Source organism: Gilliamella apicola (assembly GCF_000599985.1).
Lineage (GTDB): Bacteria > Pseudomonadota > Gammaproteobacteria > Enterobacterales > Orbaceae > Gilliamella > Gilliamella apicola.
The window spans coordinates 189694-201861 of record NZ_CP007445.1 but is presented as its reverse complement, the minus strand read 5'-3'; the positions used below and the strand labels follow the sequence as shown (position 1 = coordinate 201861).

Sequence of the window (12168 nt, the reverse complement as noted above, 5' to 3'; positions counted from 1 at the left end):
TAATGCTAAATAAATTCAAATTAACCCACGATGACATCAACTTATTTAAAAATAGCCTTGGAGATACTAAAAAGATAAAGCAAGACACTGTGCTCCACAAACCACAAAAGCGCTCACAAAAAATAATAGAGACACAAAAACAGCAACACGAAAAAGTTAATACTGAGTTTTATTTTTCAGATGATTATCAACCACTATTACAAGAAGATCCCATTCGTTATAGTAGAGAAAACGCTGATCCTAATGAAATTAAAAAATTACGGCGAGGTTTTTATGAGCCTGAATTTTTTTTAGATTTACATGGATTGACACTACAAGAATCAAAAAAAGAGATAGCCGCACTTATTGCAGCATGTTTACGAGAAAGAACTCCCTGTGCCTGTATTATGTATGGACATGGAAAAAACATACTAAAAAAACAAACACCAATGTGGCTTGCTCAGCACCCACAAATTATTTGCTTTCATCAAGCACCAAAAGAATTTGGAGGTAATGCTGCTTTACTCATTTTATTTGATATAAATGATAAATTAGCAAATAATTAACGATAACCAATTAAAAGACGCAAATGTATATGAAAATCTCACCTAATTATTATAGCTAATACACTACTTATAATATTTTGCCACAATATAAGTATATTCCAATGGGTAACAATAAACTATATAGAGATTGAGGATGGATAATAAATGGTAGTTATTTTACTATCATTTAATACTGCTATTAATCACTTTTATATAAATATATATCAATATTAAAAAAATCATTAAAAATAAGTTATTTCTTGAATATAAACATTCATTATCAATATGATTAAAGATGAATTTTAAGGTATTAATACCCTATTTAGAGTTTCAAAACGTACCTTTTGTTGAAGATGCGCCTAAAAAATAGAAATTGAATATCAATATATGATAACAAATATAAATTAATAGTATGAAAATAAAAAAGCCAGCCTAGATAAGCCAAGCTGGCAAACATTGGAAGCAATGTGAGCAATGTCATACTTTTTAGAAGCCTTTCGAGTTCTAACAAAGTACAAATTAATGATAATGATTCTCATTATTAAAATCAAGCATTTTTTTGACTTTTTTAAAATAAATTTATAATAAATTGTTTTACAAAATAGATTAATGTTCAATCAAATAAGGAATATAAGAAATAAGTAGAGACTTTAGCCTCTACTTATATAGATAATTTTATAAAGTAGGTAAATTCATTGGAATAGAGTAACAACTTACTTATTTTTGATAAATGAACTCAACACCCTCTTCATCACTTTCGTCCCAATCATCAAAATCATCATCGTCAAAAGCTTCATGCATTACTTGTTGATGATAATCATCCCACATAAATTCAACTTTTTCAGGTGATGATTCTTCTTGTTCAGCTTCACGTGGATGAGCATTCATGTATTCCATCAAATCCCAACACAAAGCTTTTACACCTTCATGGTTAACAGCTGAAATTACATAATATTTGTCTTGCCAATCAAGTGCCTTGGCAATTTCTGTCGCACGCTTAGCGCTCTCTTCGGCACCCAACACATCCATTTTATTAAATACTAACCAACGTGGTTTATTAGCTAATTTTTCACTATACTGATGTAATTCTTGAATAATTACTTTTGCATTTTCAATAGGATCTGATCCATCTATAGGTGCTATATCAACTAAATGAACTAATACACGACAACGTTCAAGATGTTTTAAAAAACGGATACCAAGACCTGCTCCATCTGATGCACCTTCAATTAAACCAGGAATGTCAGCAACAACAAAACTTTGTTCATTGTCCATTCTTACTACACCCAAACTTGGAACTAAAGTTGTAAATGGATAATCAGCAACTTTTGGTTTAGCAGCAGAAACAGAACGAATAAAGGTTGATTTACCAGCATTTGGTAGACCTAACATACCCACATCTGCAAGTAATAATAATTCTAAAAGCACATCACGCTTTTCACCTGGGGTACCATCAGTTTTTTGTCTCGGAGCACGGTTTACGGATGATTTAAAACGGGCATTACCCAAACCATGAAATCCGCCTTTGGCCACTAATACTTTTTGTTGGTGATGTGTTAAATCACCGATAATTTCACCAGTGTATTTGTCGGTAATACGTGTTCCTACTGGTACTTTAATGGTAATATCTTTACCACGTTTACCCGTACAATCTGAACCTTGACCATTTTGTCCACGTTCTGCGCGGTAATTTTTTTCAAATTGAAAATCAACTAATGTATTTAAATTTTCATCAGCAATAAAAAATACATCGCCACCATCGCCGCCGTCTCCACCATCAGGGCCACCTTTAGGTATATATTTTTCTCGACGAAAACCTACACAACCATTTCCACCATCACCGGCTTCTACTCGGATTGAAGCTTCATCAACAAATTTCATTACTCTTCCCCTTTTTTCGGTTAATTAGCCAACCTTTTCTTGGATGCCAAATATGGTGTCCAATAGTCGCAAACATAGCGCCTGCAACAACAGATACTGCACCAATATAACCTAAAATATTTAAATATTGCATAGCAAATCTTTCTGGCCAAATTAACGCAAATAAATCAGAAAAGATTAGTGCAAATAATGGCGTTAAAGTTGTTATAGCACTAACTTGTGCTGCTTGCCAGCGCTCCATAGCCATCACTAATGCGCCATAAGCAATAATGGTATTTAACCCACAAAATATGATGGCAAACAATTGGGTACCATCCGCATTAGTTATTATACTAGGGGATGCAAAAGGCCATAAAAAAACAGCACAAATAAGGTAAATTAACCAAAGTAACTGTTCCGCACGTAATTTTCGTAATAAAACTTTTTGAGCCAGCGCATAACATGCCCATGAAACTGAAGCAAGTAAAGCTAACCATACACCAATGCCATATGTAGACATATTAGCAAAAAGATCTGCAATATTTTTATTAAAAAATAGCCCTAATCCAATCAACAATATTGTTATACCAATAATTTGCGTTGATCTTAACCTTTCTTTAAAAATAAAAGCACTTGAAATCATAAATATTACAATACCCATTTGACTAACAACTTGAGCTGTTGTAGCACTAAGATACTGAACTGCAGTAGCAAATAATGCAAAATTCCCTAATAATCCAAATCCTGCAATCATCAACAAAATAAAACGACGACGTTTTTTAAAAATTGCTAAATTTGGAAATTGTTTTTTATATGCAAGCCAAATAGTAATACCAATTGCGGAAATAGAAAGTCTAGACCATGCTAAAGTTAATGGATCAATAACCACTAACGCATATTTCATCGCAATCGGAACTACGCCCCACATCACCGCAGTTAACATGGCTAATGCAAAACCTAATTTTACATTTTGTTGCTTTATCATATCGCAATTAACTTATATGAATTTCAAGAAATGAAAAAAGCCCCACAATAACTGTGAGGCTTCTATAACTTTCAAATCGTTTTTAATTAACTGTTAGCAATTACACTAACATAACGACGATTTTTAGGTCCTTTAACTTCAAATTTTACTTGTCCATCAATTAAGGCAAATAGAGTATGATCACGACCACAACCTACATTAGTGCCTGGGTGGAATTGAGTTCCACGTTGACGAACTAGAATATTACCTGCAAGAACTTCTTGAGAACCATAACGTTTAACACCTAAACGTTTACTCTGGGAATCACGACCATTACGTGATGAACCACCCGCCTTCTTATGTGCCATTGTTCGATACTCCTATTAAGCGATTGCAGTGATCTTCACATCAGTAAACCACTGACGGTGACCTTGTTGTTTACGATAGTGTTTACGACGACGGAATTTAACAATCTTCACTTTGTCACCACGACCGTGCTCAACAATTTCTGCTTTAATTGTTGCACCTTCAACAAACGGAGCACCAACTTTGATGTCTTCACCATTTGCTACCATTAAAACTTTATCGAAAACAACTTCTGCACCTGTTTCGACTTCAATTTTTTCCAAGCGAACGACCTGTCCTTCGCTAACTCGGTGTTGCTTGCCACCACTTTGGAAAACTGCGTACATACTTAACTCCGCAATAAAAAACAGACGATTACTTGATTGAACATATATGTCTGTATGATTAATCTTATAGGGCGTGAATTTTACGCAAAATTTATGCTTGTTGCAAGCGCTGTTTACCAAAAGATCGCAAAAAGTTACAAAAAAGATCAGAGGTATACTGTTTTCACGTTACAATAATTATAAATTATTATTTATTTAAAATATTTGTAATCCTATAGAGTTTGAATATGTCGGGAAGAAAAGATAGCTACAATGTCTCTATTACTAGTCGTTTAACACTACTCATGTTCATTTTAGGAGGCATTGCATTAATAGCATTATCATTATCAATTAGAATTGCCAACGATACCAAAGGTAGTGCTTATATGATTAATCAATTAGGATTACTCAGAATGAAAAGTTATCAACTTTTGACGATTATCCCATTATCCCCAAATGATTATAATCGTCTTGATATTTTTAAAGATTTATCTTCTTCCAAGCAATATTTGCAATTATTTGAACATTACGGCTTAACTCATGAATTTAACCAATTGCAAAATGAGTGGATAAGTAATATAGCACCTAAAATACAACAAGCAAAAAAAAGTGATGAAGTAAAAAATGATATAGATAACTATGTTGATCTCACTAATAACTTGGTACACAAGATAGATCAGAAAACGGAAAAACAGATCCATTATATTTTTCAGCTACAACTACTATTTATTGTCATCATCATTCTTTCTTTGATTACCCAAATTTACTATTTACGTCGCTATATTCTAGTTCCGTGGCAAAAACTGATTGATATGGCAGAAGCAATCTCAAAGCATAACTTCAGTGAACGTTTTAACATTCGGAAAAAAAGGAATGAATTTGATTTACTTGGGTTAGCTTTTAATAAAATGTCAGAACAAATAGAATCACAATATTTATTACTTGAACAACGCGTTGCCGAAAAAACTTCAGAATTACAAAAAACTAATCAAATTATTTCATTTCAATATTATGCAACCAAGCAACTACATACTTCTGAACCACTATGTGAGCGTTTTCTTAAAGTCCTACGAGAATTAGAAGAATTGATACCATTAACTCAATTTCAAATTCGTTTTTATGAATCGGATAATCCTGAACATTATCAACAAATCAGTTATGATAACCAACAAAAATTACCCTATTGCCTTAATCCAAAATGTAATGCTTGTTTAACTCCTTCAAAAATCTATCAAAAAAATGGGGTCCAACGCCTTTGGTATCTTCAAGAAAATGGCGAAAAATATGGAATTTTATTTGCTATTCAACCCGCTGATGTCACACTCAGCATTGAACAAGAGAATCTAATTACTGGATTAATTGAACAAATGACCACAGCAATTATGCTTGATAGGCAAATTGAACAACAAAAACAATATCTATTAATGAAAGAGCGTTCGGCAATGGCGCGTGAATTACATGATTCGATAGCCCAATCGCTATCGTGTTTAAAAATTTACCTCAGTTGCTTACAGATGCAATCTGATTTGAATTCACCAACCAGCGTTGATTTACTCACGACTATGCGCAAAGAAGTCAATGTTACTTACTCGCAACTAAGAGAGTTAATCACTTCTTTTCGTTTACGTCTAAATCAAACAGGATTTTATGCAAGCTTAGTTGAATTAGTAGAAGAGTTTAATGTCAAATTAAAATTTAATATTCAGCTTAAATATCAATTGCCTTTAAATATTATCAATAGCAAATATGCCTTTCATTTATTGCAATTTATTCGTGAAGCACTAAATAACGTATATAAACATGCAAAAGCTTCCAGTGTAATAATAAAATTAGAAATGGATAATAATCAGATTATTACACTAAATATAAAAGACAATGGAATAGGTTTTAAAAGTAAAATTAAACAAGATCACCATTACGGACTTATTATTATGCGAGATAGAATTGAGATATTAAATGGTAATTTAGTCATTGATAGTAAACCCAATAAAGGAACACAAATTGTGGTAACATTTAAAGCGATAAAAGCTATTCCATTAAAAATAATAGAAGAGTAACCGATGGAACAAATTAAAAGTTCAATATTACTTATTGACGATCATCCTATGTTAAGAAATGGTATAAAGCAATTAATCCATACCGTCAATTATTTTGAAATAGTGGGTGAAACAGGTTCAGGAATAGAAGGGATTAAACTGGCTGAAGAGCTCGACCCTGATATTATTTTACTTGATATTAATATACATGATGTCAATGGTTTAGATATTCTTCGAGTTTTGCGTGAAAAAAATATCTCTAGTCGTATCATTATGTTTACCGTATCGAATGCAAAAGAAGATATTATTACAGCGCTTAAAATAGGTGCTGATGGTTATCTATTAAAAGATATGGAACCAGAAGACTTTATCAAAGCATTACAAGATATTTCACTTGGTAAGGTAATAATGGATGATGCAATTTCACATATTATTCTCAATTATATGCGTCACGGTGATGAACCGACAACAAAACCGATCCATGATGTCAGTCTTCTCACCCCTAGGGAGCATGAAATATTTCATTTATTAGTGCAAGGACTATCCAATAAATTAATAGCTAAAGATTTAGATATTGTTGAAAGTACGGTAAAAGTTCATATCAAAAGCATATTTAAAAAACTTAACTTTAAATCTCGCATGGAAATGACTGTGTGGTATTTACAAAGTAAAGAGTAGGTCTAGTGATCAAAGACAAATAATTTTCATCTATTTTATATAGAACAAAAATTATTTAAAATAAATTTGTTAATCTTAAAATAAGATATTCTATAAATAATAGACAAGTATATAACTAATAGTTAACATTTACTTGCCCATTTATATTAATGGTTAGAAAACCAATTTAATTTTTCACGCAGTGCAACCACTGGTCCAATAAGAACCAAACTCGGACTATGCGCTTGCAAAGCCAGATTCGCTAAATCGCCCAGCAAACCGGTAATGACTCTTTGCTTAGTACTTGTTCCCTCCTCGATAATAGCAATAGGGGTTTGAGCATTCATACCATGTTTAATTAATTGATTACTGATATTTTCCGCTTGAGAAAGCCCCATATAAAAAACTAACGTTTGTTTTTCTGCTGCTAAGCTTTGCCAATCCAAATGATTACCATTTTTTAAATGTCCTGTAACCAAACGTACACTATGAGCATAATCACGATGTGTTAGAGGTATGCCACTGTATGCGGAGCAACCAGAAGCGGCAGTTATACCTGGCACGACTGAGAAAGGAATATTAGCATTAAATAAAGCTTCAAGTTCCTCTCCACCACGACCAAAAATAAAAGGGTCTCCTCCTTTTAAGCGTACTACACGTAGCCCTTTTTGAGCTTGTTCTAACAAGAGTTGGTTAATTTGTTCTTGTGAAACACAATGATATCCCACTCGTTTACCAACAAAAATACGCTGAGCATCACGACGTACAAGGTTCATAATTTCATCTGATACTAATCGATCATAAACAATAATATCAGCTTGTTGAATTTGCTGTAGTCCTTTTAATGTTAGTAAACCCGCATCGCCTGGTCCAGCGCCAACTAAAACAACTTCTCCGCGATCATCAAGTGACATATCAAATAATTCATTAGTCAATAATTCAACACGTTCTGAATCATTATTAGCAATAGCTTGTGCTAGCCTATCATGATTAAATAACTTTTCCCAAAATCGACGACGTTCTGTCAATGTTTTATAACTTAGTTTAACTTTATTACGTAAATAACCGGCATATCGCGCTAATTTACCTAAATGTTGCGGTAAAATAGCCTCTAATTTTTCACGTAATAATCGTGCTAAAACAGGTGCATGTCCCGCGGATGAAACCGCTACCATAATTGGCGAACGATCGATAATTGAAGGCATAATAAAGCTAGCATCTTTTGGAGAATCAACCACATTACAAAAAATTCGTCGCTTTTCAGCTTCAATACTTACTAGTTGGTTAGTTTTATCACAATTAGTAGCAGCAATAACTAGCCATTTATCATCTAGTAATTCCGCTTTAAATTCTCCTTGGACTAACTTTAATTGCTTTTGATCTTGCCAAACTAAAAATTGTTCACTAAAAGTGACAGCATTAACAGTGATACTAGCCCCTGCTTCAAGCAACAAACGAGCCTTTCGTTCAGCAATTTCACCGCCTCCAACCAACAAACATTTACGATCTTGTAGTTTACAAAATAGAGGAAAATAATCCATAACACCTTCATTCCTGCACTTTAACGATGTAATTGGCGCTAAGGACGTTCTGATTTAGGCGTTGCATACCAATATCCTAACCCCATAAAAATAGCCCCAGAAACAATATTACCCAATGAAACCCATAATAAATTATGACCAATCCCAGCTAATGTATAATTATCACTGTGGTTACCAAGCCAAGACAAAGAAAAAAGTGTCATATTGGCAACTGAATGTTCATAACCACAAGCAATAAAAGCCAATAAACACCACCAGATAGCAATAAATTTTGCTGAACCTTCAACACGATTAGCCATCCAAATAGCTAAACATACTAACCAGTTACATAAAATACCACGAAAAAATAACGCACTAGCAGGCGCTGATGTCTTAGCCAACGCTGCGCTATGTACTAAACTGATATCAGTTGATAATAAAGGAGTTGCAGCATAAAAGTAAATTACTGCAACAAAAATTGAACCTAGCAAATTTCCTAACCAAGTTTGTGGTAATACAAACCACATTTGTTTATGAGTAATGCTTTTACATTTCACACCAAAGGTTAAAAACATGGTATGTCCCGTAAATAACTCGGAACCAGCAATCACAACTAATGTTAAAGCAATCCCAAACGTTGCCCCCATTAATAATGGTCTTAAAGCAGGATCGACTAAATTGCCAAGCGTAAAAATAAGAATAATACCAAGCCCAACATATGCACCAGCCATAGCTGAACTTAACCAAAATCCTAATGCATTAGATTTTGCAAATTGAACAATGCGTGCCGCATTAGCGGCACATTTATTGATAGTATCGGTATACATAACAAAGTTATCCTTTCAAAATTTTAATCTACTTTTACTAGTACAAAGCCATCATCATTCACTTTTACTTCATAATGAGGGATAGAATTATTCTCATCATCGAAACAATAGCCATCTTTTAATCGAAAACGCTGTTTTTTTAGTGGGCTAGCGACCCATAATTCATCATCATGTTGACCAATAATGCCACGTGACAACACACTAGCATGAGCAAAAGGATCAATGTTACTTATCGCATAAAGCTCGTTGGAATGGTAAGGACGAAAGATCGCTACATGAGCTTTGCCAACTAACGCACAAACACCTGTTTCAGGTAGGATATCATCTATTTTACAAACAGTTACCCAATCATTCATATTATTGCTCCTCTAATACTGTGTAGCGTTCTTGTAAACTTGCTGGGCGGTGTTGATTACGCTCAGTAATAAACTGGACATTTTCATCGCGTTTATTACTATTGATAAAGTGAGCAAATCGATGTTGATTTTCAGGATGTTCAACTGTCTGCTTCCATTCACATATAAATAAACTTCGTAAGCGAGTCATTTCTGTTTCTAGTTCATCATTAATACCAAGTTTGTTATCAATAATCACACTGCGTAAGTAGTCAATACCACCTTCCATATTTTCAAGCCAAACAGACGTACGTTGTAATTTATCTGCGGTACGAATATAGAACATAATAAAACGATCGAGATATTGAATTAATGTATCTTTATCTAAATCAGCTGCCAATAAATCAGCATGACGAGGCTTCATTCCTCCATTACCGCAGACATATAAATTCCATCCTTTTTCGGTAGCAATCACACCAATATCTTTACCTTGTGCCTCAGCACATTCGCGAGTACAACCTGATACGCCTAATTTAAATTTGTGAGGTGCACGAATGCCTTTATAACGGTTTTCTAACTCAACGCCGAAACCAACACTATCACCTACACCAAAACGACACCATGTGCTACCTACACAGGTTTTAGCCATTCGTAATGCTTTAGCATAAGCATGGCCACTTTCAAACCCTGCATCAATTAACTCTTTCCAAATGGCAGGTAAATCATCTTTTTGTGCACCAAAAAGACCAATACGTTGTGAACCAGTAATTTTAGAGTAGAGGTGATATTTTTGCGCTATTTTTCCTATGGAGATCAATCCTTCAGGTGTAATTTCACCACCTGCACTACGAGGAATAACCGAATAAGTACCATTTTTTTGAATATTACCGAGGAAGATATCATTACTATCTTGCAGGGGGATAAGATCTTGTCGCAAAATATAATCATTCCAACATGAAGCTAATAATGAAGCAATTGTGGGTTTGCATATTTCACAACCATAACCAATTCCATGTTTATCTATCACCTGCTTAAATGTTTTCAATCCTTCAACCCGAATCAGATGATATAATTCTTGACGAGAATATTTAAAATGTTGGCAAAGAGCATGACTGACCTCTATACCTTGTTTTGCTAGTTCTGTATTTAAAATTTGTGTAACCAGCGGTATACACCCTCCACAACCTGTACCTGCTTTAGTTTGAGCTTTAATGGCAGCTACAGTATGACAACCTGCATGAATGGCATTGATGATTTTTTCTTTAGTAACATCAAAACAGGAGCAAATTTGTGCAGAATCTGGCAATGCATCCACACCCATTGTTGGCTTAGAACCGGCATGTTCAGGCAAAATTAATGTATCAGGGTGTTCAGGTAGATCCATATTATTGAGCATTAATTGTAACAAATTACTATAATCTGTAGTATCTCCGACTAATACCGCACCCAATAATTTTTTATTGTCATTAGATACAACTAATTTTTTGTAAACAGGAATATTTTCGTCTAAATATACATAACTACGGCTACTTACCGTTTTGCCTTTGGCATCACCAATACTACCTACATCAACCCCCATCAATTTCAATTTAGCACTCATATCAGCACCATCAAATTGAACATTGTCACCAAGTAAATGCGCAACAGCAATTTGCGCCATTTTATAACCTGGAGCAACTAAACCAAAGACTCTACCTTGCCAACATGCACATTCGCCAATAGCATATATATCAGGATCAGACGTTTGGCAATAATCATTGATGACAATGCCCCCTCGAGCACCTATGTCTAACTGACAATCACGCGCTAACTGATCATTCGCTCGAATGCCAGTGGAAAAAACAATAAAGTCGATTTCTAGTGATGTGCCATCAACAAATTGCATTACTTTACCTTGGGGTGTATGCAAAATTTCTTGAGTGTTTTTGCTGGTATGGACACTAACGCCCATTTCTTCAATTTTATGGCGCAATTGTTCGCCACCCATCATATCAAGCTGTTCAGCCATTAAAACGTTAGCAAACTCAACTACATGGGTTTGTATCCCTAGATTTTTAAGTGCTCCTGCTGCTTCAAGTCCAAGTAAACCGCCTCCGACAACAGCACCAGTTTTACAATGACTAGCACATTGTGCAATCGCGTCTAAATCTTCAATCGTACGATAAACAAAACAATCAGCACCATCAGCCCCTTTAATTGGGGGAATCCAAGCATAAGAACCTGTCGCTATAATTAACTTGTCGTATTCAACAATTCGTCCAGTCTGTGAATGCACCTGTTTAAGCTCACGATTGATCAATATCACACGTTCATTTAGTAAAATATTGATATGATTTTCTTCATAAAATCCTTCTCTGACAAGCGATAATGCTTCGGCAGTAAAGCCTGAAAAGTAAGAGGAAAGATGCACCCGATCATAAGCGACTCGAGGTTCTTGACAAAAAATAGTAATATTGAACTGATCAGACTGCATTTTATCGATAATTTCTTCGACAAAACGATGCCCAACCATCCCATTACCAATAATAACGAGATTGGTCTTACTCATACAAAAGCTCCAATTTATTCTAATTTAAATAATCAATTTTGAGACTATTCCCATTGTATGAAACTTTATTCAGAATATAACTACTCTCAAGAGGTACTACTAAAGTGGTAAACAATAATAATATTATTTAATATCATTATGTTATGATGTTTTAACGTATAAGCAAAATTAAAAATGTTACAGTCATCTTAGAAAGATTCTTATTAATTAATTATTAACAGATATA

Annotated in this window: 11 protein-coding genes; 3 read left to right on the top strand and 8 right to left on the bottom strand. The window is 34.2% G+C overall.

The window, feature by feature from the left end:
- Positions 1-2: 2 nt before the first annotated feature.
- Complete coding sequence (smrB, locus tag GAPWK_RS01010) at positions 3-545, top strand: endonuclease SmrB (RefSeq protein WP_025314440.1); 543 nt, start codon at positions 3-5, stop codon at positions 543-545.
- Between the two features lie 696 nt (positions 546-1241).
- On the opposite strand, the gene cgtA is transcribed toward smrB, so the two are convergent.
- The 4 genes from cgtA to rplU form a co-directional block, all read right to left on the bottom strand.
- Entirely contained in the window at positions 1242-2405 is a 1164-nt protein-coding gene (cgtA, locus tag GAPWK_RS01005; protein ID WP_025314439.1) for an Obg family GTPase CgtA, read from the bottom strand.
- Positions 2392-3369: a DMT family transporter gene (locus GAPWK_RS01000; protein WP_025314438.1), complete on the bottom strand. Its 978-nt coding sequence runs from the start codon at positions 3367-3369 to the stop codon at positions 2392-2394. The genes cgtA and GAPWK_RS01000 overlap by 14 nt, the downstream gene beginning before the upstream one ends.
- Positions 3370-3455: 86 nt before the next feature.
- Positions 3456-3716, bottom strand: coding sequence for a 50S ribosomal protein L27 (rpmA, locus tag GAPWK_RS00995; RefSeq protein ID WP_025314437.1), 261 nt, complete (start codon positions 3714-3716; stop codon positions 3456-3458).
- Positions 3717-3731: 15 nt separating this feature from the next.
- On the bottom strand, positions 3732-4040 hold the full coding sequence (gene rplU, locus GAPWK_RS00990) for a 50S ribosomal protein L21 (protein ID WP_025314436.1): 309 nt from the start codon (positions 4038-4040) through the stop codon (positions 3732-3734).
- Between the two features lie 227 nt (positions 4041-4267).
- On the opposite strand from rplU, the gene narX reads away from it, so the two are divergent.
- Positions 4268-6076: a nitrate/nitrite two-component system sensor histidine kinase NarX gene (gene narX, locus GAPWK_RS00985; protein WP_025314435.1), complete on the top strand. Its 1809-nt coding sequence runs from the start codon at positions 4268-4270 to the stop codon at positions 6074-6076.
- Positions 6077-6079: 3 nt separating this feature from the next.
- On the top strand, positions 6080-6733 hold the full coding sequence (gene narL / locus GAPWK_RS00980; protein WP_025314434.1) for a two-component system response regulator NarL: 654 nt from the start codon (positions 6080-6082) through the stop codon (positions 6731-6733).
- A gap of 146 nt (positions 6734-6879) precedes the next feature.
- Here narL and cysG read toward each other — a convergent pair whose 3' ends face one another.
- Genes cysG through nirB form a run of 4 tightly spaced genes read right to left on the bottom strand, consistent with a single transcriptional unit; the run spans position 6880 to position 11942 of the window.
- Positions 6880-8253 (bottom strand): siroheme synthase CysG, encoded by a 1374-nt coding sequence (gene cysG / locus GAPWK_RS00975; RefSeq protein ID WP_025314433.1) that lies wholly within the window; start codon positions 8251-8253, stop codon positions 6880-6882.
- A 38-nt stretch (positions 8254-8291) separates the two neighbouring features.
- On the bottom strand, positions 8292-9059 hold the full coding sequence (gene nirC / locus GAPWK_RS00970; protein WP_038516989.1) for a nitrite transporter NirC: 768 nt from the start codon (positions 9057-9059) through the stop codon (positions 8292-8294).
- Positions 9060-9082: 23 nt separating this feature from the next.
- A complete protein-coding gene (gene nirD, locus GAPWK_RS00965) occupies positions 9083-9415 on the bottom strand; it encodes a nitrite reductase small subunit NirD (protein ID WP_025314432.1) in 333 nt (110 codons plus the stop codon).
- 1 nt (position 9416) lies between these two features.
- Positions 9417-11942, bottom strand: coding sequence for a nitrite reductase large subunit NirB (nirB, locus tag GAPWK_RS00960; RefSeq protein WP_025314431.1), 2526 nt, complete (start codon positions 11940-11942; stop codon positions 9417-9419).
- Positions 11943-12168: the final 226 nt, after the last annotated feature.